This window comes from Bacillus amyloliquefaciens DSM 7 = ATCC 23350 (assembly GCF_000196735.1).
GTDB classification, from domain to species: Bacteria; Bacillota; Bacilli; order Bacillales; family Bacillaceae; genus Bacillus; species Bacillus amyloliquefaciens.
The window spans coordinates 3,650,446-3,674,060 of sequence record NC_014551.1 but is presented as its reverse complement, the minus strand read 5'-3'; the positions used below and the strand labels follow the sequence as shown (position 1 = coordinate 3,674,060).

Below are 23,615 nucleotides of genomic sequence, written 5' to 3'. Positions count from 1 at the left end.
GATGCGGGTTTTGATATTCTCAGACGGGGGCTATGAAATCGGCATGGGGCACGTCGTCCGGATGAAACTGCTTGCCGATGCCATTAAGACCAAATGCTCCATTACGTTTTATACCAACAAAGAGGCTTCCTCTTATCTTTCTTCTGACAAATGGGAAGTAATCATCAAGCCTGACAAGGGACAGAAGGAATTTATTGTCCGGGAAATAAACCGGCAGGCTCCTGACCTGCTCATATTCGATCTGCTCGATATACCGTGTGACTGGCTTGAAGAAATCAAAAAGCACTCATCTGCCCGCATCGTCTTGTTTGAAGAAAAACGGGAACATGTTATTCATTTATGCGATGCCGTCATAAACTGCATATATGGCGGACTGAAAAGCCGGATGGTTAAAATGGGCAGCGCCGTTGTATATGAAGGCCCGGAATATATGATTCTTCATCCGGGTTTTGAAAAAGCCAAACAGCTCTATCAGCTCAGAAAAGAATGCCGGACCATTTTGGTTTCTTTAGGAGGAAGCGACCCTAAGAAGCTTGTCTTTAAAGTGATAGAAGCATGCCGCCGCATTCCGGATATTCAGCGCAAACAGGTGATCATCGTCATGGGCGGCGCCGCTCCACACGCTGATGACGTGCGCGCGCTTATTGCGCAAATGCCTTATGCCGGGTTGGTAAGGCAGACAAATGACATGGCCGAGCTTCTCACAAAGGCTGATATGGCCGTCGTGTCCGGCGGCATTACTTTATATGAAACCATTTGTACGGGTGTGCCCTGCATCGTTCTATCTCAAGTGGCGCATCAAACCGTGACGGCAGAAAAATTCGCCGGACGGGGAGCCGCCGTTCATCTCGGCCTCGGAGAACGCATGTCAGCGGACGTTCTTGCTCGGCATATGTCTGAGCTGACCGCTGATTATCAGATGCGGCTCGGACTTCATCAGAACGGAACGCCGCTGGTTGACGGGAGAGGCATCAAACGGGCGGCGGCGATTCTTTTTGAATTGTGATAAAACCACACGTAAGGAAGTGTTGATGTGAAAGGTGTTATCTTAGCCGGAGGCACCGGCTCACGCCTTATGCCGCTGACGAAAGCGGTCAATAAGCATTTACTCCCTGTCGGTCCATATCCGATGATTTACTGGTCGATCATGAAGCTGGAAGAAGCGGGAATTAAGGATATATTGCTGATTACGCAAAAAGAGTATATTCCGCAATTTCATAAACTTCTTGAAAACGGAGAAGAGCTCGGCGTCTCGATCACATATCAGGTTCAGCCCGCCGCATCCGGCATTTCGGACGCTTTATCGTACGCAAAACGGTTCACCGGACGCGACCCGTTCGTTCTGCTTTTAGGAGATAATATTTTTGAAGATTCATTAAAACCTTATACGGAACGCTTCGCACAGCAGGGAAAAGGAGCGAAAGTGCTGCTGAAGGAAGTTGATGATCCTGAGCGCTTCGGCATCGCCGAGATTGATGAAAAAAACAAACGGATCAAGTCGATCATTGAAAAGCCGGAGCAGCCGCCGACCAGCCTATGCGTCACAGGGATCTACATGTATGACGCCGAAGTGTTTTCTTATATTGATCAAATTTCCCCTTCAAAACGCGGCGAGCTGGAAATTACGGATGTCAATAATTTATACATTGAACACAGTGAGCTGACGTATGATGTGTTAAAGGGCTGGTGGGTGGATGCGGGCACGCATGAATCGCTCTGCCTCGCCGGAAGCCTGGCGCAACAGGCGATACAGAAAGGACAGGAACATTAATCATGCCAAAATCATATTTAATTACAGGCGGCGCCGGATTTATCGGCCTCACCTTTACAAACATGATGCTGAAAGAAACGGACGCGCAGATTACCGTCCTGGATAATCTCACGTATGCAAGCAGGCCGCTTGAAATAGAAGCCTTAAAAAAGAACGGCCGTTTCCGTTTTATTAAAGGTGACATCTCTAAAAAAGAGGACATCGACAAAGCCTTTTCCCAAATGTATGACGCCGTCATTCATTTTGCGGCTGAATCTCATGTGGACAGAAGCATAAATCAGGCAGAGCCGTTTATCACAACAAATGTGATGGGCACATACCGACTGGCCGACGCGGTGTTACAGGGAAAGGCCGGCAGACTGATTCATATTTCAACTGACGAGGTGTACGGAGATTTGGGGCCGGATGATCCCGCTTTTACGGAGACGACGCCGCTTTCGCCGAATAATCCGTATTCCGCAAGCAAGGCAAGCTCAGACCTGCTCGTCATGTCCTATGTGAAAACCCATAAGCTTCCCGCCATCATTACGAGATGCAGCAACAATTACGGGCCTTATCAGCATCACGAGAAAATGATTCCGACCATTATCAGACACGCCGTAAACGGCACGCCGGTTCCGCTGTACGGCGACGGGATGCAGATCAGAGACTGGCTGTTTGCCGAAGATCATTGCCGCGCCATTAAACTTGTACTGGAAAAAGGAACGCTCGGCGAAATTTACAATATCGGCGGCGGAAATGAACGGACGAATAAAGATCTGGCGGCTTTTATCATGAAGGAGCTCGGAGTCGAGGGACGGTTTGCCCATGTCGAAGACAGAAAAGGGCATGACCGCCGTTACGCCATCAATGCCACAAAGCTGAAACAAGAGCTGGGCTGGCGGCAGGACGTAACGTTTGAAGAAGGAATGAGAAGAACCATTCGCTGGTATACAGGCAGCCAAGACTAATCGGAAAGAAGGGGATCCGATTGACAAAGGTATTAGTAACCGGAGCGGCCGGCCAGCTGGGGCGGGAGTTATGCCGCCGACTGAAGCAGGAAGGGTATGAAGTGATCGCCCTGACAAAAGCGATGATGAATATATCCGACCAGCAATCGGTGCGGCACTCGTTCAGCCATTACAAGCCGGATATCGTCGTCAATACGGCGGCATACACCTCCGTTGACAAATGTGAAACGGAGCTCGACAAAGCGTATTTAATAAACGGAATCGGAGCCTATTATACATCGCTTGAGGCTGAAAATACCGGAGCGAGATTTATTCACATCAGCACCGATTACGTCTTCAGCGGCAAAGGAACACGGCCTTCTCACACAGATGATCCCGCAGACCCCGGAACGATTTACGGAAAAAGCAAAAAACTCGGCGAAGAACTGATCCGGTTAACGGGAAAAAACCACACCATTATCAGAACATCGTGGGTGTACGGCAGCGGCGGGAACAACTTTGTCAATACGATGCTGAAGCTTGCGGATACACATGATCAAGTGCGTGTCGTAAACGATCAAGTCGGCGCACCGACCTACACAAAGGATTTAGCCGAAACGGTGATCGGTCTCTTTGACAGGCCGCCGGGCACGTACCACGCCGCAAACAGCGGAGTGTGCAGCTGGTATGAATTCGCCAAGGCCATTTTTGAAGAAAGCGGCAGGACCGCCGATGTGCTGCCCGTCACGACGGAGGAATACGGAAATAAGACGCCCCGTCCCGCTTACTCGGTGTTAAGCCTTGAGTCGATTGAACGGCAGGGGCTTGGCATGAGGCATTGGCGGGATGCGCTGCGGGATTATTTACAAAGGGAGGGACAGTGCAAGTGATCGAAGGCGTAAAAATCAAAAAGCTGATCAAACACAGTGACGACCGAGGTTTTTTCTCAGAACTCGTCCGTGACGATGAACAACTTCTGGAACATTTCGGGCAGGCTTCCTGGTCAAAAAGCTATCCCGGCGTCATTAAAGCGTTTCACTATCATGAGAAACAGGATGACCTGTGGTTTTTCCCGACGGGCCATGCCCAAGTCGTGCTGCATGACCTTCGCGAAGAGTCAGCAACCAAGGGAGAAACGGATGTCTACTACATGGGAGAAGACAATCCGATGCTGCTTCTCATTCCCAAAGGAGTCGCGCACGGTTACAGAGTGCTGGGAGAAACCCCGCTGACTATTATTTATTTTACGACAATGTCCTATAATCCGGATCAGCCTGACGAAAAAAGAATCCCGTGGAATGATGAAACCATCGGATTTGACTGGAAGACGGCTCATCGGTAGCGCACAAGACGGAGACAGCGGATGTCTTCGTTTTTTGATTTTCAGCTGATGTGAACCTTTGAAAATAAAAGATAGAATATTCTTAAAAAACAATTTACTTACATGGGTAAAGGTGGTAGATTATTCTCAGGAAAAGAGAAACTCCAATTCGCGCGAATGGAATCATCAGACACGCTTTTCCGGCAGAGGACGCTCTGAATCCCATATAATCTGGAGGAATCAATGATGTTAAAAAGAAAATCATTTTCTGCTTTTTTCATCAGTGCTGCTGTATTTTTAGCTGTGTTCTTGCCATCTTTTCATGCGAATGCCCAATCTGCCGTTATTGAAGCGAAAACCATCAACAGTACGAAAGAATACGCGACGTCTGATATTGAAGTCACATACAAGCCGAATGCGCTGCTTGCCGTCGGTGCCATTGAATTTCAATTTCCCGACGGGTTCAACGCCACTGTGAGGGACTCTGTAAACGGAAGAACATTGAAAGAAACGCAAATTCTCAACTATGGAAAAACGGTCAGACTCCCGCTTACCCTTGACTTGCTGGGAGCGACTGAATACAATCTCGTTCTGGTGCGTAAAAACCTTCCGCGCGCCGGCACGTATACAATCAAAGGCGATTACGTAAACGGTTTGGGTGCCGGCAGTCTTTACGCCGAAACAAAACTGGTCATTGACCCGCGTTAATCCGGGATGAAAGAGGCTGCACAACAGCCTCTTTTTTTATGCGCAAAATCCTGGCATGAATCTTGCATATAAAAAGGGGCGTAACGACAATGTGAAAGGGATTGATGGGTTTTGGTGTAAAAGCGCTTACATTTTTGTTCTGCCGGTAATTGAAGCTTACACGTAAAATACGATGAGGTGATAAAACATGTCAGCCAACCCGCTTTCTAAAAGCAATCAGAAAGATGAAGAAAAAGAAGTTCTTAATTTGTTCTTGTCAACACAATCGATCATTAAGGAAGCCCTGCGTAAACTGGGGTATCCCGATAATATGTATGAATTAATGAAAGAGCCGATGCGGCTTTTGACCGTCCGCATTCCGGTCAAAATGGACAATGGCTCAGTACAGGTTTTCACGGGCTATCGTTCACAGCATAATGATGCGGTCGGCCCGACAAAAGGGGGCGTGCGGTTTCACCCTGAAGTCAGTGAAGAAGAGGTCAAGGCGCTTTCCATCTGGATGACTTTAAAATGCGGCATCACAAATCTTCCTTACGGGGGCGGAAAAGGAGGCATCATCTGTGATCCGCGGACGATGTCATTCGGGGAGCTGGAACGGCTGAGCCGCGGATATGTGCGGGCGATCAGCCAGATCGTCGGCCCGACAAAGGATATTCCGGCTCCCGACGTATATACCAACTCGCAGATTATGGCGTGGATGATGGACGAATACAGCCGGCTGAGAGAATTTGATTCACCGGGATTCATTACGGGCAAACCGATCGTTCTCGGCGGTTCACAGGGGCGGGAAACGGCGACCGCGCAAGGCGTCACGATTTGTATTGAGGAAGCCGTTAAGAAAAAAGGGATTCCATTGGAAAATGCGCGCATCATCATTCAAGGGTTCGGAAATGCCGGAAGTTTTCTCGCTAAATTTATGCATGACGCGGGCGCCAAGGTGATCGGCATCTCAGACGCCCACGGCGCTTTGTATGATCCTGACGGCCTTGACGTTGATTACCTGCTGGATAAGCGGGACAGCTTCGGCACGGTGACGAATCTTTTCTCAGATATCATAACGAATCGGGAGCTGCTGGAGAAAGACTGTGATATTCTCGTGCCTGCCGCGATCTCCAATCAGATTACGGCTGAAAACGCTCATAACATTAAAGCCTCGATCATTGTGGAAGCGGCGAACGGGCCGACAACGATCGACGCCACGAAAATCCTGAATGAAAGAGGCGTGCTTCTTGTGCCGGATATTTTGGCAAGCGCGGGCGGCGTGACAGTGTCTTATTTTGAATGGGTGCAGAATAATCAGGGATTTTACTGGTCAGCGGAGGAAGTCGCCGGAAAACTGCGCAGTGTTATGGTGAATTCATTTGAATCCATTTATCAGACAGCGCATACCCACAAGGTCGATATGCGTTTGGCCGCATATATGACAGGCATCAGAAAATCGGCTGAAGCCGCCCGTTTCCGCGGCTGGGTATAAGTGTTATCCGCAAAGGAATTTTGCGCCGTATATATAAAGGATCGCAAAATTTCTTTGCGTTTTCTGGATGAAGCTGACAGATTCGGACAAGCTTCGTCCGCTTTCGGCAGAGATTTTCTTTTTTTTATCACAGCTTGTTATGCTGGTATGCTTCTTGCATCTTCATAAAGCGTGAGCACACATTACAAAATACGAGGAGGAATTCTAATGACAGTTTCATACGCACACGAACCGTTTACAAATTTTCAGGAAGAGACAAATAAACAATCGTTTCAAGAAGCGCTGGCTTATGTGAATTCACAGCTGGGCAAGCATTATCCGATTATCATCAACGGTGAATCGATTGAGACGGATAAAAAAATCGTTTCCGTCAATCCGGCCGATAAAAAAGAAGTGATCGGCACTGTATCGGCGGCCGGCAAAGAGCTTGCGGAGAAGGCCATGCAGGCGGCGCTTGAGGCATTTCAAACATGGAAAAAAGTACGGCCGGAACATCGCGCGAACGTGCTGTTTAAAGCGGCGGCGATCATCCGCAGAAGAAAGCACGAATTTTCCGCGTACCTTGTGAAAGAAGCGGGAAAACCGTGGAAGGAAGCGGATGCGGATACGGCGGAAGCGATCGACTTTTTAGAGTACTACGCCCGTCAGATGCTGAAGCTGAAAGACGGTTCCCCTGTAAAGAGCCGTGACGGAGAATTTAATCAATATCATTATGAGCCGCTTGGTGTGGGAATCGTCATTTCTCCATTCAACTTCCCGCTTGCGATTATGGCCGGAACGGCGGCAGCGGCTATCGTAACAGGCAACACAATATTGCTGAAACCGGCGGATGCGGCGCCTGTCGTGGCGGCGAAATTCGTTGAAGTGATGAAGGAAGCGGGTCTGCCGGACGGCGTGCTCCAATTCATACCGGGCGACGGAGGAGAAATCGGAGACTTCCTGGTTGAGCATCCGAAGACGAGATTTGTGTCATTTACAGGCTCCCGTGCGGTCGGATGCCGCATCTATGAACGAGCCGCAAAAGTGCAGCCGGGCCAAAAATGGCTGAAACGGGTCATCGCCGAGATGGGCGGAAAAGATACGGTGCTTGTAGACAGAGATGCTGATCTTGATCTGGCCGCTTCCTCAATCGTGTATTCCGCTTTCGGATTTTCAGGCCAAAAATGCTCGGCCGGTTCCCGCGCGGTCATTCATCAGGACGTCTATGATGAAGTTGTCGAAAAAGCCGTCGCTTTAACAAAATCACTCACCGTCGGAAGTCCGGAAGATTTTGATACATACATGGGGCCTGTCATCCACGAAGCGTCTTATAATAAAGTCATGAGTTATATCGAAATCGGCAAAACAGAAGGAAAACTTCTGACGGGAGGCGAAGGTGATGATTCGAAAGGATACTTTATTCAGCCGACTATTTTTGCGGATGTAGATGAAAACGCCCGCCTGATGCAGGAGGAAATTTTCGGGCCGGTCGTCGCGATCTCTAAAGCCCGGGATTTCGACCATATGCTTGAGATCGCCAACAATACGGATTACGGCCTGACAGGCGCTCTGTTATCGAAAACCCGCGCGCACATTGAACGCGCCCGTGAAGACTTTCACGTCGGAAATCTATATTTCAACCGCGGCTGTACAGGTGCGATTGTCGGATACCAGCCGTTCGGGGGCTTCAATATGTCAGGAACGGATTCAAAAGCCGGAGGACCTGATTATCTGATTCTTCATATGCAGGCAAAAACAACATCTGAAGCCTATTAATCTTTCGGAAATAGCGCGATGACAAAGAGAGTCGCGCTATTTTCTCTATATGAGGGTAAGGAGGATGAAACATGTATCAGCAGCTCAGCAAAATGCTTCCGGAGGAGAAAATAGAAGCCATTACGAAATCGCTGGTGGCATTAAACAGCATTAACGGCACATTGGGAGAAGGAAAGAAGGCCGACTATATCAAAGATATGATCAAGAGCTTTCCCTACTTTCAGGACAACCCGTCACATGTGTGGGAGCAGGCGATTCCTGAGGACCCTTACGGCCGCAAAAATATTTTCGCGTTTATTGAAGGAAACGGTGACAGCCTGAATACGGTCATTTATCACGCCCATCTTGATACGGTCGGCATTGAGGATTTCGGCCCTTTAAAAGATATCGCTTTTGATTCCGATCGTCTCGCGGAGTATTTCTCGAGCTATGAATTTGATCGGGAGGTGCAGCGGGACGCCCGCTCAGGCGAGTGGATGTTCGGAAGGGGATCGGTTGATATGCAGAGCGGTATTGCCGTTCATCTCGCCAATCTGCTTCACTTTTCTGAACGGCGTAAGCAATTGCCGGGCCATATTCTGTTCATGGCAAACCCGGATGAAGAAAGCCAGCATTCCGGCATCTTAACAAGCATTTCTGAATTAAAACGGCTGAAACAAGAAAAACAGCTTCGTTATTTAGCGGCGATTAATACCGACTTTATCACGCCGCTGTATGACGGTGACACGACACGGTACATATACACGGGCGCCGCCGGGAAGCTTTTGCCTTGCTTTGCGATTTACGGACGGGAAGTGCATGTCGGGGATACGCTGTCCGGCATAGACCCGAATTTGATCGCCTCAGAAATCACCAGAAGAATCCATAACAATATTCATATGGCAGAAAACATTGAAGGAGAGCTTGTGCTTCCGCCGACCTGCCTGTACCAGCGTGACAACAAGGAAGCGTATAACGTGCAGACCGCCGTCAGCAGCTACGTCTATTTTAATTATTTTATTTACGAAAAAACCGCCAAAGAAATCATGGATCAGCTGACTGCCGTGGCTGACGAAGCCTGCAAAGAGACAGAGCGAAAATTATCTGATTATTACGACGAATATCACAGGAGAACGAGCCTTCCGAAAAAAGAGATCTCATGGAACGTTCAAGTGTACAGTCTGGAAGATTACCTGAAAAGGCTGAGAAGCCGCGGCATAGACCCGGCGCAGTGTATAGAGCAGACGTTTAAAACGTATGAACATCTTGAACTGCGGATGAGATGCTTTAAAGCCGTAGAGGAACTGCAAAAACTTGATCCTGAGCAAGGAGCCAAGGTCATTATTTTCTATGCGCCGCCTTACCTTCCGCACAATTATTTAAAGGAAGAGAGCACGCGGGACCGGCTTTTGCAGCATGTCATTCAAGAAGCCGTCGATAAAACAGCGGCGTCAACAGGAGAAACATTCGCTTTTAAAAAGTTTTTCCCTTATTTAGCGGACGGAAGCTTCTTATCGCTGCATGAAACAGACGCTGAGGTCTCCGCCTTTACCGATAATTTTCCGGGATGGGATGTCATCGGCATGATTCCTTTTAAAGAAATCAGGGAATTAAATATTCCATCGGTCAATATAGGGGTGTATGGCAAGGACGGCCATAAATGGACGGAACGGGTGTATAAACCGTACACATTCCATGTGCTGCCTGAACTCATTCAGCAGACGACGCTGCACCTTTTGCACAGCTACCGATTAGACATACGCACAAATGGCTGACATAACGGGATAAGGGGGATGTATATGCAGGGAGATACCAATCAAAATGAATTACAGCGCACGATGAAGGGCCGGCATTTATTTATGATCGCCCTCGGCGGCGTGATCGGGACGGGGCTGTTTCTGGGCTCAGGTTTTACGATCAGTGAAGCGGGGCCGATCGGCGCGATAATGGCTTATGTGATCGGCGGATTTTTAATGTATCTGGTGATGCTTTGTTTGGGGGAGCTTGCAGTCGCCATGCCGGTCGCCGGTTCGTTCCAGGCGTATGCCGCAAAGTTCCTGGGGCCGTCGACGGGTTTTACGATCGGATGGATGTACGCATTCAGCTGGGCCAATACAGTGGGGCTTGAGCTGACGTCGGCGGGGATTTTAATGCAGCGGTGGTTTCCGGACGTTCCGATTTGGGTGTGGTGCCTTGTATTCGGCGTCGTCATTTTTTCCATTAACGCGCTGTCTGCGCGGAGTTTTGCGGAAATGGAGTTTTGGTTTTCCAGCATTAAGGTCATGGCCATTGTATTGTTTATTATTCTCGGCTGCGCTGCCGTGTTCGGCTTTGTCGGTTTTAACGGCGGTCAGACGGCGCCGTATCTGTCAAACTTTATGACGGACAAAGGGCTTTTCCCGAACGGGGCACAGGCTGTGCTGTTTACGCTTGTCATGGTGAATTTTTCTTTTCAGGGAACCGAACTGGTCGGAATCGCCTCGGGAGAAAGCGAAAACCCGGAAAAGACGCTTCCCCGCTCAATCCGAAACGTCATATGGCGGACGCTGTTTTTCTTTGTGCTGGCGATGTTTGTTCTCGTATCCATTTTGCCGTACCAAACGGCAGGCGTCATCGAAAGCCCGTTTGTGGCTGTGTTAGATAAAATCGGCGTTCCCTATGCGGCTGATATCATGAACTTTGTCATTCTGACCGCCATGCTGTCGGTGGCGAATTCCGGGCTGTACGCTTCGTCCAGAATGATGTGGTCACTATCAAAAAGCAAAATGGGCCCTGCTTTCTTAACGAAACTGACGAAAAAAGGCGTGCCCCTGAAAGCTCTTTCCATCACCATCGCTATCTCCGGTTTATCCCTGCTGACAAGTGTAGTCGCGGCTGAAACGGTGTATGTATGGCTGATTTCCATTTCGGGTATGATTACCGTCGTCGCGTGGATGTCAATCTGCGCTTCACAATTCGTTTTCCGCAGGCGCTTTCTCGCTGAAGGAGGAAATCTGGAAGACCTGGCATTTAAAACGCCTCTTTATCCGCTCGTGCCGATTCTCGGATTTTCGGTCTACGGGCTGATCTTAATCAGTCTCATCTTTATCCCCGACCAGCGTATCGGTCTATACTGCGGCGTCCCGCTGATGATCATCTGTTACGCGTATTATCACTTCGGTATCAAAAAACGCTTGAAGCGTGAGCCGGCTTCTTCGGAAAAAGGCGCCGCAGGATAAGAAGAAAGCCCTCCGCAAAAAGCGGCGGGCTTTACTTTATTTTCCGTTTTGCCGACAGAACATAGGAAAGAACGGCAAAGAGCTGAAAACCGAAAATGCTGACAGCCATCGGCCAGGCGTTTTCTTCTCCGGCTATCCCGACCAGTGGGGCGGCAGCCGCGCCGCCGATAAAAGGCAGGAGTCCGAGAAGAGCCGCAGCGCTCCCCGCGCCTTTCTCTTGTTTTTGCATAGCCAAAGAAAACCCTGTCGTCGTGACGGCCCCGACTGAAGAGACAATAATAAATAAAGAAATGCAGACCGCCGTCAGGCCTAATCTGAAGGCAAGCGATAAAAGCAAAGCGATGCTCCCGATGACGGCAATGAAAAGCCCGGCGACAAACAGCTTCCGTTCATCATGTGTTTTGGCCATCCGCCCGGTGATTTGAGCAGCGCATATGATTCCCGCTCCGTTTATGGCGAACAGCAGGCTGAACGTTTGCGCCGACACGCCGTAGATGTTTTGCAGCACAAACGGCGACCCGGCAATATATGCGAACATGCCGGTCATCACAAATGCCTGGCTGAGCGCAATTCCCATAAACATCCGGTCGCCGAGCAGGCCCCGAAACGTCATCAGCGTCTCCCGGAGTCCGCCGCTTGTCCGTTTTTCAGGCGGAAGTGACTCAGGCAATGCCGTAATTACTGCGGCAAAAATGATACAGCCGATCACCGCCAGCACGATAAACACGATTTTCCACCCGGCGAACTGAAGGATAAATCCCCCTGTAATCGGCGCTAAGATCGGCGCTGCACCATTCACAAGCATGAGTAATGAGAAAAAAGCCGTCAATTCTTTTCCGGAATACATATCGCGTGCGGAAGCCCGTGCGATGACGATTCCGGCCGCCCCTGTGAATCCTTGAATAAACCTCATGACAATTAAAAACGAAACAGAAGGGCTGAAGGCGCATAATAAAGAAGACAGCATATAAAGCAGCAATGACAGAATCAGAGGCCTCCGGCGCCCGATCATATCACTGAGCGGCCCGACAACAATCTGGCCGATCGCAAGCCCCAAAAGACAAAACGTCAGGCTCAGCTGCGCAAGTGACGCTAACGTATGGAGGTCGGCCGCCACTTCAGGCAAAGCGGGCAGATACATATCGAGCGAAAGCGGCCCGAATGAAGCCAGCGTCCCGAGAATCAATACCATGCCGAGGCCTGCGCGGCCGGCCTTTGAATAACCGTTATTCATTCCATGACCCACCTTAACAAATGATTCTATCACTATAGCATAACCGGATGGCATATTTTATAACATTTGTTGAATATAAACTAAATATTTTATTTAAAATCTGAATGTAAATAAAAAAATGAAATTAGTTTTCGAATGAAATGTAAAATGAAAAATAAGGATGCTAAACTATAAAACAACAAAAGGTAGAAAAGTTATACGGAAGAGGTGTTCAAAGAGCATGAACAGCAAACAAACCGATCACATCGAAACGAAACGCCGATTTCCGGTCTTTCTCGCGCTTGCTTTGACATTAGGCGTATTTGCCGCGGGTTCTGAAGAGCTGGTAATTTCCCCGCTGCTTCCGGATTTAGCGCAGGCTTTCAGCTCGGATGTCAGTGTGCTGGCGCTTTCCATCAGTATTTACGGAGTGATGATTTTTATCGGGGCGCCGCTTTTGGTTCCGCTGGGAGATAAATATTCCCGTGAACTCAGCTTGATGGCGGGGCTTCTTATATTTACGGCCGGCACGGTGATCTGCGCGCTGGCGCACAATATCTTTTTCTTCTTTCTGGGCAGGGCGCTTTCCGGGCTTGCGGCGGGGGCGTTTGTGCCGACAGCTTATGCGCTGGTCGGCGACCGTGTGCCTTATGCGCATCGGGGCAAGGTGATGGGTCTGATCGTTTCAAGCTGGTCGCTTGCTTTGATTTTCGGTGTTCCGATCGGCTCTTTTATCGGCGGCGTTTTGAATTGGCGGTGGACGTTTTGGATTTTCGCTCTGATGGCTGTCCTCGTTGCTTCGCTCATTTTCATTGAGGCGCGCCACAGCACGGCGGATGGGGACAAAACAGAGGAGGAAAGCGGACGGCAGGCAGGCACCTTCCGGGATGCGCTGAAGGTGCCCCGTGTTCCTGTATACCTCACGATCACTTTTTGCAACATGATCGGTTTTTACGGCATGTATTCATTTCTCGGCACGTATCTTCACCGCGTGCTGCCGGGGGGAAATACCGCTTCCGGGCTGATGATCATGGTGTACGGAATCGGGTTTTCCATGAGTGTGTTCACGGGGAAAATCGCCGACAAGGCGGGAAAAATGCGTTCCCTGATCGCGGCATTGGCCGTTATCAGCATATGGCTTGCCTGTCTCGCCTATGCGCCGTCATCAATGCCGTTTTTGGTCATCGGGTTATTCGTCTGGGGCTTGATGCAAAGCCTGACGGTGACCTTGCTCAGCACCATTTTAAGCGATTGCTCACAGAGCCGCCGGGGCAAAATCATGGCATTCTACAGTCTGGCGTCCAATTTGGCCGTGACATTGGGTTCGGCTGTCATGGGTCCGGTCTACGTCGGATACGGGTATGCAGCTGTCGGGTTTATCTGTGCGGCCGTCACCCTCATCGGCTTTGGTCTCAGCGTTTTTGCTTACAGAAGATATGGCAGACATGAGCATACGGCTGACCAATCATTGTATCGGTAAAATAAAGTTTCTATAATTTTGTAAATGTTAATTTTTAACACCTTATCTCATAAGGTGTTTTCTATTATATAGGAATAATTATCAATATTTTCAAGTAATATTGACAGTTTGAATTTCTATGGATAATATTTACTTAAAATTTAACAGATTGGTGCTCATGATTATATTGGATAATAGCATTCAGACGAAAAGCAAGGCTTATTCAATATCTAAACTGATTAGATCAACACGCTCGGTCCTGAAGGGACTAGCAGTGAGTAAGCAGCAAAAAACTTCATCACCAATTTTACCCTCCTCCAAGGGGTGAACAGCAAGTTATCTCTGCATGATACATTTGAATCGTGCATTGAAAAAACGCTTCAAAGTCCGTTGGAATACACAATTGTGCCTCACGCGTATGACGGTATTAAGCATTTCTACATGAGACCGGATCTGCAGCTTCTGCAAATTTTCAGGTGCGACACCCCAATGTACGGCCTGGCTGTCCGGCCTGATTTTGAATATACCGATGACATGCTTGATAAGGCTGTTATCGTATCCCACCCGTCTCCTATCAATTTGATTAAGTATTTTACCCGTAAAGATGTCACGTTTGATCTGGTGAACTCAACAAGCGCAGCCGCGAAAAGAGTGAAGGACGGTTTGTCCGACATCGCGCTGACAAATGAGCTGGCCAGACAAAAGTACGGCCTTCAATTTGTAAAAACATTTAAAAGCATTCCCATGAGCTGGTCATTATTCGGAAAAGGAGAGATTCATGATGAAAACTAAACAAGACTTGCAGGAACTTTATTTCCCGACGCCTAAATTAATAGAATGGGAAAACGGAGTAAGACAATATTCATCCGTCAGAGGCGATACGGAAGTTCTGCTCTCTTACGTTCCGCCGCATACAAACGTGGAACCGCATCAGCATAAGGAAGTCCAAATCGGCCTTGTCGTTTCCGGCGAGCTGTCCATGACAGTCGGAGACGTCACAAGAAAGATGACGGCGCTGGAATCAGCTTATATCGCGCCTCCTCATGTGCCACACGGCGCAAGAAATGAGACGGATCAAGAAGTGATCGCTATTGATATTAAACGCCTTAAAGCCGGTGAAACCTACACAAGCCCCGAGGATTATTTTTTGAATATTTTTAAAACAAGAGACTTATTGCCTGGTATGGAAGTCACATTCTTCGTGGAGGACTGGGTGGAAATCATGCTTGCCAACATTCCTGGCAACGGCGGGGAAATGCCGTTCCATAAACACCGCAATGAACAGATCGGCATCTGCATCGGCGGCGGCTATGATATGACCATTGAAGGCTGCAAAGTGGATATGACATTCGGAACAGCCTATTTCTGCGACCCGAGAGAAGATCACGGCGCCATCAACAGATTTGAAAAGGACTCAAAATCAGTCAATATCTTTTTCCCTCCGCGCTATAACAGAGCAAAAGCGAAAAAATTAGAGGCGAAAGAGTCATGAACCTGACGGATAAAACCGTCCTCATCACAGGGGGCGCATCAGGCATCGGTTATGCCGCGGTTCAGGCGTTTCTGAATCAGCAGGCAAATGTGGTCGTCGCGGATATTGATGAGGCGCAGGGAGAAGCGATGATCCGGAAAGAAAATAATGACAGGCTGCATTTTGTCCAGACGGATATTACAAATGAACCGGCATGTCAAAATGCCATTCTGTCAGCGGTTGACAAGTTCGGCGGATTGGACGTGTTAATCAATAACGCCGGCATCGAAATTGTCGCCCCGATTCATGAGATGGAGCTGAGTGATTGGAACAAGGTGCTTAATGTCAATCTGACGGGCATGTTTCTCATGAGCAAGCACGCGCTGAAGTATATGCTCAAAAGCGGCAAGGGCAATATCATTAACACGTGCTCCGTCGGGGGAGTCGTCGCATGGCCCGACATTCCCGCATATAACGCCTCTAAAGGCGGCGTTTTGCAGCTGACGCGTTCTATGGCCGTTGATTATGCGAAACACAACATCCGCGTCAATTGCGTGTGTCCGGGAATCATCGACACACCTTTGAATGAAAAGTCGTTCCTTGAAAATAACGAAGGCACGCTTGAAGAAATCAAAAAAGAAAAAGCGAAAGTCAATCCGCTGCTGAGGCTCGGCAAGCCTGAAGAAATAGCGAACGTCATGCTGTTTCTCGCCTCGGATTTATCAAGCTATATGACCGGAAGCGCCATCACCGCAGACGGTGGATACACCGCACAATAGAGAAGGAGTGTTACATATGGAGAGAAAAACAGTATTGGTTATCGCTGATCTTGGGGGCTGCCCGCCGCATATGTTTTACAAAAGCGCAGCCGAAAAATACAACCTCGTCAGCTTTATTCCGAGACCCTTTGCAATTACAGCCTCTCATGCGGCCTTAATTGAAAAATACTCGATTGCGGTCATTAAAGATAAAGACTATTTTAAGAGTCTGGCTGATTTTGAACATCCCGATTCGATTTATTGGGCTCATGAAGATCATGACAAACCTGAGGAAGAAGTCGTCGAAGAAATCGTGAAAGTGGCCGACATGTTTGGGGTTGACGCCATTACGACCAACAATGAACTGTTTATCGCTCCGATGGCAAAAGCGTGTAAACGTCTCGGCCTGCGGGGAGCGGGCGTACAGGCCGCTGAAAACGCCAGAGATAAAAATAAAATGAGAGCCGCCTTCAACCGGGCCGGCGTCAAATCCATCAAAAACAAACGGGTGACGACCCTGGAAGATTTCCGCGCCGCGCTTCAGGAAATCGGAACGCCGCTTATTCTGAAGCCTACATATCTGGCAAGCTCGATCGGCGTGACGCTTATTAAAGAGATGGAAACGGCCGAAGCTGAATTCAACAGAGTCAATGAGTACTTGAAATCGATTAATGTACCGAAAGCGGTGACGTTTGAAGCGCCGTTTATCGCGGAAGAATTCTTGCAGGGCGAGTATGATGACTGGTACGAAACAAGCGGTTATTCCGACTATATCAGCATCGAAGGCATCATGGCCGACGGAGAATACTTCCCCGTTGCGATCCATGATAAAACACCGCAAATCGGATTCACGGAGACAGCGCATATTACGCCGTCCATCCTGGATGATGACGCCAAGCGGAAAATCGTCGAAGCTGCCAAGAAGGCGAATGAAGGACTCGGCCTCGAAAACTGTGCAACGCATACAGAAATAAAATTAATGAAAAACCGGGAAGCCGGACTGATTGAGTCAGCGGCCAGATTCGCGGGATGGAATATGATTCCGAATATTAAAAAGGTCTTCGGCGTTGATATGGCGCAGCTATTATTGGATGTTCTCTGTTACGGAAAAGAAGCTGATCTGCCGAAAGGATTATTGGAGCAGGAGCCATGCTATGTCGCAGACTGCCACTTGTATCCTCAGCATTTCAAAGAGAACGGCCAGCTGCCTGAGACGGTTGTCGATTTCGTCATTGAAAGCATTGAAATTCCTGACGGCGTCTTAAAGGGAGACACTGAACTCGTTTCTTTCTCAGCGGCTGAGGCGGGTACGTCAGTGGATCTGCGGCTGTTCGAAGCGTTCAACAGCATTGCGGCGTTTGAGCTGAAAGGAAGCAATTCGAACGACGTGGCCGAATCAATCAAACAAATTCAGCAGCAGGCGAAGCTGACTGCAAAGTATGCGTTATCGGTATGAAGCAGCTGAAACCGAACTCTAAGTATTTGCTTTTCGGGCAGGCGCTTTCGTTTATGGGAGACTATTGCGTTCTCCCGGCCCTGCTCATTTTGTCTACATACTACCATGACTACTGGGTGACGTCCGGCGTCATCGCGGTCCGCAGCATTCCGATGGTGTTTCAGCCGTTTTTAGGCGTGCTTGTCGACCGGCTCGACAGGGTGAAAATCATGCTGTGGACGGATGTAATCAGAGGTGTCATCTTCATGGGGCTGACATTTCTCCCGAAAGGCGAATATCCGCTGCTTTTTCTGGCGCTGCTGTTTGTCTCTTACGGAAGCGGCGTATTTTTTAACCCGGCCCGTCTCGCGGTCATGTCATCTTTAGAAGCGGATATTAAAAATATCAATACCTTATTTGCCAAAGCCACGACGATTTCGATTATTGTCGGCGCTGCAGCCGGCGGACTTTTTCTGTTAGGCGGTTCTGTCGAGCTTGCCGTCGCCTTTAACGGGGTAACCTACCTTGTCTCCGCGTTTTTCATCAGCCGTATTAAGCTTCAATACGTGCCGATTCAGTCAGAAAACGTGAGAGAAGCCTTTCAGTCGTTTAAGGAAGGCCTGAAGGAAATCAAAACAAATGCTTTCGTGTTAAACGCCATGTTTACGATGATTACGATGGCGCTGTTATGGGGTGTCGTCTACAGCTATTTTCCGATTGTCAGCCGCTTTTTAGGCGACGGGGAAATCGGCAATTTCATCCTGACGTTCTGTATCGGCTTCGGCGGCTTTATCGGCGCCGCCCTTGTCAGCAAATGGGGCTTTAACAATAATAAAGGGCTGATGTATTTTACAGTGTTATCGATCGTCTCACTTGCGCTGTTTTTGTTCACCCCGATTTTCGCCGTGTCAGTCATTGCCGCCATTCTTTTCTTTATTGCAATGGAATACGGCGAGGTGCTGGCGAAGGTCAAAGTTCAGGAGAATGCGGCGAACCAGATTCAGGGCCGGATCTTTTCCGTGGCAGAGGCGTCCATCGGATTGTGCATCGCCGTCGGTTCCATGCTGATCAACATTGTAGATGCGGCGGTTATCATGGCGTTTATCGTGCTTCTGGTCAGCGGGTTGTTTCTGCATACAAAACTGGTCAATAAATCGTTTTCAGAACGGAATAACGAATCGGAGCAAATTCATTTATAAGGAGCCTTTCAGATGGAAATCATACCGTCCGACGTCATCAAGACACTTCCGAAACAGGAATTTTCGCTCGTTTTTCAAAAGGTAAAAGAGTTGGAGAAAAAGGGGGCCCGGATCATCAATCTAGGGCAGGGGAATCCCGATCTCCCCACTCCGCCGCATATCGTTCAATCATTGCGGGAGGCTGCGCTGAATCCTTCGTATCACGGATACGGCCCGTTCAGAGGCTATCCGTTTCTGAAAGAAGCCATCGCGGAATTTTATGAGAGAGAATACGGTGTATCGGTCAATCCGGAGACAGAAGTTGCGCTGTTCGGCGGAGGGAAGGCGGGTTTGTACGTTTTGACGCAATGCCTGCTGAATCCCGGCGACATCGCCTTAGTCCCGAACCCCGGCTACCCTGAGTATTTATCAGGAATCACAATGGCCAGAGCGGAGCTGCATGAGATGCCGCTTCATCCAGAGAACGGCTATCTGCCGGATTTTGAGCAGATTGATCCCGCCGTCCTGAAAAAAGCCAAGCTGATGTTTTTGAATTACCCGAATAACCCGACGGGCGCGACAGCGGATCAGGCGTTTTATGAAAAAGCGGCGGCGTTTGCTAAAAAACATGACATCCATCTCATTCACGATTTTGCATACGGCGCGTTCGAATTTGATCAGAACCCGGCCAGTTTTCTCCAGGCGAAGGAAGCCAAGACGGTCGGCGCGGAGCTGTATTCATTTTCGAAAACCTTCAATATGGCAGGCTGGAGAATGGCGTTTGCCGTGGGGAATGAGAAGATCATTCAGGCGGTCAATAAATTTCAGGATCACGTATTCGTCGGTATGTTCGGCGGCCTTCAGCAGGCGGCAGCGGCGGCGCTGTCAGGAAGCCCTGAACATACGGAACGGCTGAAGCGCACATATCAGGAACGGATTGATTTTTTCACGGATTTATGTGAAATGGAATTGGGCTGGAGCATTGAAAAACCGAAAGGGACTTTTTATGTCTGGGCTGAAATTCCGAATGAATTCGAGTCTTCACACCAATTTTCGGACTATCTGCTGGAGCATGCCCATGTTGTCGTGACGCCCGGCGAGATTTTCGGAAGCCGCGGAAAGCGTTATGTCAGAATATCAATGGTGGCCAAGCAGGGGGACTTGAGGGAATTCGTTTTGCGGATTCAAAAGCTTGGTTTGTCCTTTGCTTCATTACAAGAAACATCCCGCTGACAGCGGGATGTTTTTTATATGCTTTTCATGCTTCCGCCGTCGGCCGACACTTGCTGCCCCGTAATATAAGAGGCTTCTTCCGAGGCGAGAAAGGCAGCCAGCGCCGCGGCTTCTTCTGCGGTTCCGACACGTTTCATCGGAACGCCTGAGGCAATCCGTTCTTCCGCTTCTGCTTTGGAAATGCCGTTTTGCTTCATGACATTCTGCACGAATTGGTGATAGCGGTCTGTGGCGATAAATCCGGGATTCAGACAATTGACAGTGATATGAAAAGGCGCAAGCTGAATGGCGATATTTTTGCTGGCATTAATTAAAGCGGCGTTCATCATGCTGTTGGTAAACATGTTGGCGCCGGGCTCTTTCCATAGGTTTCCCACAATATTAATGATTCGGCCGAATTCGTGCTGTTTCATGATCGCAGCGGCTGTTTTCATAGAATCGATATAAGCGATTGTTTTATTCGTAAAGGTATTTGTCATATCCTCTATATCGCAGTTTTCAAAAGTGTCCGGCGAGCCGCCCGGAATGTTGTTGATCAATACATCAAGCCGTCCGCATTTTGATCTGATTTCTTCAAAAATGCCGCTTCTCGTCTCCTGATCCGACATATCCCCGGCCAAAACGGTGACGCCCGCATCCGGATGTTTGGCGAGAATCTCTTCTTTTACGGATTCAATATTTTCGGGAACTCGTGAATTAATGACGGTATGAAAGCCATTGTCCGCCAGTTTCAGAGCGATCGCTTTGCCGATCCCCTGACTGGCTCCCATAATAAATGCGGTTCGTTTTGACAACTGTCTGCACCCCTTTACCAAAATGGAATCTCTTTTACATCGTAAAAAAAAATGACGAAAATAGCAAATTTTATTTAAATTCTGACAAATGAAAACCCGCCAAAGAGGCGGGGGGTGTTCGATTAATATCATTAGATTGGAATTATAATGAAGGTTTCTAATTATTAATTGTTAGTATTTCTTATTCAGAATGAGGATTGATAAAAACGCTGTACTTATAATTAGCGAGGAAAATAGGAGTAAAATTTGTTCTTTGTCCAGGTTGATTAATTTAAAATAAAATATAGTCAAGAAAATAAAAAGATAAATGAAAGTCAGCATACCAGTATGAGCCAAGCTCTTCTGTATAATAAACTTTCCTCGTTCATCTCTTTTTAATGGTAATGATGGGGAGGTGGCCCATAGAACATAGCTTATAATTGAAAGCGTTAATGTAGAAAAAGTTATTGAAGGTAATTTTGTTTGAGTAAATACTGAAAGTGCAATGAAAGCTCCTGATATAATGATGAAAAAAACAAATGAAATCATAAAAAAGTTTTTCTTCATTTTTATTCCTCCTCTAACAAAAATATATTATCTACACTTTCTCTGAAAATCTTTGCTGTTTTCAAAGCTAAGGGCAGGGAGGGGTTATATTTCCCATTCTCAATTGAAATAATAGTTTGTCTGGACACTTTTAATTTCAGGGCTAAAGTTTCCTGTGAATAAGAATGTCTTTGTCTAATTTCTTTTAACCGATTTTCCATTCATATTTCACCTCATTTTGAAACAACAATTGCTAAAGATGTAAAGTAAATTATACGTAAAGCACACTTTACATAACTTTCAACTTTTTATCAATGTTTTTTCGATTTGTATTCGAATAGTATTAAAAAAAGCCTGATTTTTTACAATCAGGCTTTAACCACTTATTACACGTGTAAAAACTGCGGAAGCGTGTCGAGAGACAAGCGGTTTCCGACAAAAAATGAACCGAATTCGCCGTAGCGCGCGCTGACTTCGTCAAAGCGCATTTCATAGACAAGCTTTTTGAACTGAAGCACATCATCACTGAAGAGCGTGACGCCCCATTCGTAATCGTCAAAACCGACAGACCCCGTGATAATCTGTTTGACTTTGCCGGCATAGCTCCGTCCGATTAAGCCGTGGCTTCTCATCAGGCTTTTGCGTTCATCCATAGAAAGCATGTACCAGTTGTCATTTCCGCTTCTTCTTTTATCCATCGGATAGAAGCAGACGTATTTCGCTTCCGGCAGCTCAGGGTACAGGCGTGCGCGGACATGCGGGTTTTCATACGGATCGCCTTCTCCGCTAGCCAGGTAGTTGCTCAGCTCAACCACGGACACGTAAGAATAAGCCGGGATTGTAAATTCAGCAAGCTTTGATTTATTAAATTCAAGCTCGATTTCGTTCAGCTCTTCCATTGTCGGGCGAAGAATCATCAGCATGAAATCGGCTTTCTGTCCGACGATGCTGTAGATGGTTTGCGAGCCTTTGCCTTCTTTTTGGGCGACGCCCCATTTTTCAAGCAGTCCCGTAAATTCGTGAATAATCGACAGGCGCTCATCGCTGGATAACAGCTTCCATGACGTCCAGTCCATTGTGCGGAAATCGTGAAGCGCGTACCAGCCGTCAAGCGTTTGGGCGGCTTCGTTCGTTTTTTGCTGCTCACTCATGTATCTTCACTCCTATATCTTTTCATTGATGCCTTCACTATATCACAGTTTAACCGTTTCAGCTGTGGAGAAACCTTGAATAATCCATAGCCTTGTGTCAGAAACTAAGCCGTGAACAAACCGTCAGTTAAATTAGTTAGAAAAATAAGATTTTTCTTTGAAAGCGCTATAATGAAAGTTGGTTATTTGAATTTAACAGGAAGAAGAGTATGCTGTAAAAGTAAGCGTTTTTTGTCAACATAGAGGAGGGTATATCGTGGCAGATTTATTTACAAAAGTACAAGAAAAAGTAGCAGGAAAAGATGTAAAAATCGTATTTCCTGAAGGAATGGACGAACGTATCCTGGTTGCGGTCAACAACTTGGCGGGCAACAAGGTATTAAAGCCGATCGTAGTCGGCAATAAAGAAGACATTCAAGCAAAAGCGAAAGAATTAAATCTTACGCTTGACGGCGTTGACATTTTTGACCCGAATACATATGAAGGCATGGAAGAACTCGTTCAGGCTTTCGTAGAACGCCGCAAAGGCAAAGCGACGGAAGAACAGGCCCGCAAAGCCTTATTGGACGAAAACTATTTCGGCACAATGCTTGTGTACAAAGGTCTCGCGGACGGACTTGTCAGCGGAGCTGCACATTCTACTGCCGATACGGTTCGACCTGCACTGCAAATCATTAAAACAAAAGAAGGCGTGAAAAAAACATCTGGTGTCTTCATCATGGCTCGCGGTGACGAGCAATATGTATTCGCTGATTGCGCGATCAACATTGCTCCTGACAGCCAGGACCTTGCCGAAATCGCCATTGAAAGCGCCAATACGGCTCAAATGTTTGATATTGACCCGCGCGTTGCCATGCTCAGCTTCTCTACAAAAGGATCGGCGAAATCAGACGAGACGGAAAAAGTGGCCGAAGCGGTGAAAATTGCGAAGGAAAAAGCGCCTGAACTTACGCTTGACGGCGAATTCCAATTTGATGCTGCATTTGTGCCGTCTGTTGCGGAGAAGAAAGCGCCGGACTCCGAAATTAAAGGAGACGCGAATGTATTTGTATTCCCAAGCCTTGAAGCAGGAAACATCGGCTACAAAATCGCTCAGCGCTTAGGCGGATTTGAAGCGGTTGGACCGATTCTGCAAGGATTAAATATGCCTGTAAACGATCTTTCCAGAGGATGTAATGCGGAAGACGTCTACAATCTTGCGTTAATTACGGCGGCTCAAGCGCTGTAATCCGGAAAATGCCGG

The 23,615-nt window shown here is 47.9% G+C and carries 22 protein-coding genes and 1 pseudogene; 18 read left to right on the top strand and 5 right to left on the bottom strand.

The window, feature by feature from the left end; translation table 11 throughout:
• The first annotated feature begins 1 nt into the window (after nt 1).
• The 10 genes from BAMF_RS38925 (at nt 2) to BAMF_RS38880 (ending at nt 11,155) form a co-directional block, all read left to right on the top strand.
• Nucleotides 2-1,006 carry a PseG/SpsG family protein gene (locus tag BAMF_RS38925; RefSeq protein WP_013354000.1) on the top strand — a complete coding sequence of 335 codons (1,005 nt, stop codon included), beginning with the start codon at nt 2-4 and terminating at the stop codon, nt 1,004-1,006.
• A 27-nt stretch (nt 1,007-1,033) separates the two neighbouring features.
• On the top strand, nt 1,034-1,771 hold the full coding sequence (locus tag BAMF_RS38920; protein ID WP_013353999.1) for a sugar phosphate nucleotidyltransferase: 738 nt from the start codon (nt 1,034-1,036) through the stop codon (nt 1,769-1,771).
• Between the two features lie 2 nt (nt 1,772-1,773).
• Nucleotides 1,774-2,721, top strand: a complete 948-nt coding sequence (rfbB, locus tag BAMF_RS38915; protein ID WP_013353998.1) for a dTDP-glucose 4,6-dehydratase — start codon at nt 1,774-1,776, stop codon at nt 2,719-2,721.
• Between the two features lie 20 nt (nt 2,722-2,741).
• The gene (gene rfbD, locus BAMF_RS38910; protein WP_013353997.1) at nt 2,742-3,590 is read left to right on the top strand and encodes a dTDP-4-dehydrorhamnose reductase; all 849 of its coding nucleotides are present in this window, start codon (nt 2,742-2,744) and stop codon (nt 3,588-3,590) included.
• Entirely contained in the window at nt 3,587-4,042 is a 456-nt protein-coding gene (locus BAMF_RS38905; protein WP_014471193.1) for a dTDP-4-dehydrorhamnose 3,5-epimerase family protein, read from the top strand. The genes rfbD and BAMF_RS38905 overlap by 4 nt, the downstream gene beginning before the upstream one ends.
• Before the next feature lie 225 nt (nt 4,043-4,267).
• Nucleotides 4,268-4,729 carry a biofilm surface layer hydrophobin BslB gene (gene bslB / locus BAMF_RS38900; RefSeq protein ID WP_014471192.1) on the top strand — a complete coding sequence of 154 codons (462 nt, stop codon included), beginning with the start codon at nt 4,268-4,270 and terminating at the stop codon, nt 4,727-4,729.
• 187 nt (nt 4,730-4,916) lie between these two features.
• A complete protein-coding gene (locus tag BAMF_RS38895) occupies nt 4,917-6,203 on the top strand; it encodes a Glu/Leu/Phe/Val family dehydrogenase (protein ID WP_013353994.1) in 1,287 nt (428 codons plus the stop codon).
• A gap of 207 nt (nt 6,204-6,410) precedes the next feature.
• On the top strand, nt 6,411-7,958 hold the full coding sequence (gene pruA / locus BAMF_RS38890; protein ID WP_013353992.1) for an L-glutamate gamma-semialdehyde dehydrogenase: 1,548 nt from the start codon (nt 6,411-6,413) through the stop codon (nt 7,956-7,958).
• Nucleotides 7,959-8,029: 71 nt separating this feature from the next.
• On the top strand, nt 8,030-9,712 hold the full coding sequence (locus tag BAMF_RS38885; protein ID WP_013353991.1) for a M20 family metallopeptidase: 1,683 nt from the start codon (nt 8,030-8,032) through the stop codon (nt 9,710-9,712).
• Between the two features lie 24 nt (nt 9,713-9,736).
• Nucleotides 9,737-11,155, top strand: a complete 1,419-nt coding sequence (locus BAMF_RS38880; protein WP_014471189.1) for an amino acid permease — start codon at nt 9,737-9,739, stop codon at nt 11,153-11,155.
• A 31-nt stretch (nt 11,156-11,186) separates the two neighbouring features.
• Here BAMF_RS38880 and BAMF_RS38875 read toward each other — a convergent pair whose 3' ends face one another.
• Nucleotides 11,187-12,389, bottom strand: a complete 1,203-nt coding sequence (locus BAMF_RS38875; RefSeq protein WP_013353989.1) for a multidrug effflux MFS transporter — start codon at nt 12,387-12,389, stop codon at nt 11,187-11,189.
• A gap of 220 nt (nt 12,390-12,609) precedes the next feature.
• On the opposite strand from BAMF_RS38875, the gene BAMF_RS38870 reads away from it, so the two are divergent.
• The 7 genes and pseudogenes from BAMF_RS38870 to BAMF_RS38840 all read left to right on the top strand — a co-directional run bounded on the left by BAMF_RS38870 (nt 12,610) and on the right by BAMF_RS38840 (nt 19,902).
• Nucleotides 12,610-13,848 (top strand): MFS transporter, encoded by a 1,239-nt coding sequence (locus BAMF_RS38870; protein WP_013353988.1) that lies wholly within the window; start codon nt 12,610-12,612, stop codon nt 13,846-13,848.
• 157 nt (nt 13,849-14,005) lie between these two features.
• Nucleotides 14,006-14,619 (top strand): annotated as a pseudogene (locus tag BAMF_RS38865) (type 2 periplasmic-binding domain-containing protein).
• Nucleotides 14,609-15,319, top strand: coding sequence for a cupin domain-containing protein (locus BAMF_RS38860; protein ID WP_041481683.1), 711 nt, complete (start codon nt 14,609-14,611; stop codon nt 15,317-15,319). Before BAMF_RS38865 ends, BAMF_RS38860 begins: the two are co-directional and overlap by 11 nt.
• Nucleotides 15,316-16,077 carry a dihydroanticapsin 7-dehydrogenase gene (gene bacC, locus BAMF_RS38855; RefSeq protein ID WP_013353985.1) on the top strand — a complete coding sequence of 254 codons (762 nt, stop codon included), beginning with the start codon at nt 15,316-15,318 and terminating at the stop codon, nt 16,075-16,077. The genes BAMF_RS38860 and bacC overlap by 4 nt, the downstream gene beginning before the upstream one ends.
• A gap of 16 nt (nt 16,078-16,093) precedes the next feature.
• Entirely contained in the window at nt 16,094-17,512 is a 1,419-nt protein-coding gene (locus BAMF_RS38850; RefSeq protein ID WP_013353984.1) for an ATP-grasp domain-containing protein, read from the top strand.
• A complete protein-coding gene (locus BAMF_RS38845) occupies nt 17,509-18,690 on the top strand; it encodes an MFS transporter (RefSeq protein WP_013353983.1) in 1,182 nt (393 codons plus the stop codon). The genes BAMF_RS38850 and BAMF_RS38845 overlap by 4 nt, the downstream gene beginning before the upstream one ends.
• 12 nt (nt 18,691-18,702) lie before the next feature.
• On the top strand, nt 18,703-19,902 hold the full coding sequence (locus BAMF_RS38840; RefSeq protein WP_013353982.1) for a pyridoxal phosphate-dependent aminotransferase: 1,200 nt from the start codon (nt 18,703-18,705) through the stop codon (nt 19,900-19,902).
• A 14-nt stretch (nt 19,903-19,916) separates the two neighbouring features.
• On the opposite strand, the gene BAMF_RS38835 is transcribed toward BAMF_RS38840, so the two are convergent.
• From BAMF_RS38835 to hemQ, 4 genes are all read right to left on the bottom strand, one after another.
• Nucleotides 19,917-20,696 carry an SDR family oxidoreductase gene (locus BAMF_RS38835; protein WP_013353981.1) on the bottom strand — a complete coding sequence of 260 codons (780 nt, stop codon included), beginning with the start codon at nt 20,694-20,696 and terminating at the stop codon, nt 19,917-19,919.
• Nucleotides 20,697-20,867: 171 nt separating this feature from the next.
• Nucleotides 20,868-21,242 carry a hypothetical protein gene (locus BAMF_RS38830; protein WP_041481682.1) on the bottom strand — a complete coding sequence of 125 codons (375 nt, stop codon included), beginning with the start codon at nt 21,240-21,242 and terminating at the stop codon, nt 20,868-20,870.
• A 2-nt stretch (nt 21,243-21,244) separates the two neighbouring features.
• Complete coding sequence (locus BAMF_RS38825; protein ID WP_013353980.1) at nt 21,245-21,442, bottom strand: helix-turn-helix transcriptional regulator; 198 nt, start codon at nt 21,440-21,442, stop codon at nt 21,245-21,247.
• A 165-nt stretch (nt 21,443-21,607) separates the two neighbouring features.
• A complete protein-coding gene (hemQ, locus tag BAMF_RS38820; RefSeq protein WP_013353979.1) occupies nt 21,608-22,372 on the bottom strand; it encodes a hydrogen peroxide-dependent heme synthase in 765 nt (254 codons plus the stop codon).
• A gap of 256 nt (nt 22,373-22,628) precedes the next feature.
• Here hemQ and pta point away from each other — a divergent pair, with 256 nt between their 5' ends.
• Nucleotides 22,629-23,600, top strand: coding sequence for a phosphate acetyltransferase (pta, locus tag BAMF_RS38815; RefSeq protein WP_013353978.1), 972 nt, complete (start codon nt 22,629-22,631; stop codon nt 23,598-23,600).
• The last annotated feature ends 15 nt before the right edge of the window (nt 23,601-23,615 follow it).

Coding starts and splice junctions, on each gene's coding strand:
- BAMF_RS38885 (WP_013353991.1), top strand. CDS start 8,030: ATGTATCAGCAGCTCAGCAAAATGCTTCCGGAGGAGAAAATAGAAGCC.
- bacC (WP_013353985.1), top strand. CDS start 15,316: ATGAACCTGACGGATAAAACCGTCCTCATCACAGGGGGCGCATCAGGC.
- BAMF_RS38925 (WP_013354000.1), top strand. CDS start 2: ATGCGGGTTTTGATATTCTCAGACGGGGGCTATGAAATCGGCATGGGG.
- BAMF_RS38875 (WP_013353989.1), bottom strand. CDS start 12,389: ATGAATAACGGTTATTCAAAGGCCGGCCGCGCAGGCCTCGGCATGGTA.
- hemQ (WP_013353979.1), bottom strand. CDS start 22,372: ATGAGTGAGCAGCAAAAAACGAACGAAGCCGCCCAAACGCTTGACGGC.
- BAMF_RS38830 (WP_041481682.1), bottom strand. CDS start 21,242: ATGAAGAAAAACTTTTTTATGATTTCATTTGTTTTTTTCATCATTATA.
- BAMF_RS38825 (WP_013353980.1), bottom strand. CDS start 21,442: ATGGAAAATCGGTTAAAAGAAATTAGACAAAGACATTCTTATTCACAG.
- bslB (WP_014471192.1), top strand. CDS start 4,268: ATGTTAAAAAGAAAATCATTTTCTGCTTTTTTCATCAGTGCTGCTGTA.
- BAMF_RS38845 (WP_013353983.1), top strand. CDS start 17,509: ATGAAGCAGCTGAAACCGAACTCTAAGTATTTGCTTTTCGGGCAGGCG.
- BAMF_RS38840 (WP_013353982.1), top strand. CDS start 18,703: ATGGAAATCATACCGTCCGACGTCATCAAGACACTTCCGAAACAGGAA.
- pruA (WP_013353992.1), top strand. CDS start 6,411: ATGACAGTTTCATACGCACACGAACCGTTTACAAATTTTCAGGAAGAG.
- rfbB (WP_013353998.1), top strand. CDS start 1,774: ATGCCAAAATCATATTTAATTACAGGCGGCGCCGGATTTATCGGCCTC.
- BAMF_RS38880 (WP_014471189.1), top strand. CDS start 9,737: ATGCAGGGAGATACCAATCAAAATGAATTACAGCGCACGATGAAGGGC.
- BAMF_RS38895 (WP_013353994.1), top strand. CDS start 4,917: ATGTCAGCCAACCCGCTTTCTAAAAGCAATCAGAAAGATGAAGAAAAA.
- BAMF_RS38870 (WP_013353988.1), top strand. CDS start 12,610: ATGAACAGCAAACAAACCGATCACATCGAAACGAAACGCCGATTTCCG.
- BAMF_RS38860 (WP_041481683.1), top strand. CDS start 14,609: ATGAAAACTAAACAAGACTTGCAGGAACTTTATTTCCCGACGCCTAAA.
- BAMF_RS38850 (WP_013353984.1), top strand. CDS start 16,094: ATGGAGAGAAAAACAGTATTGGTTATCGCTGATCTTGGGGGCTGCCCG.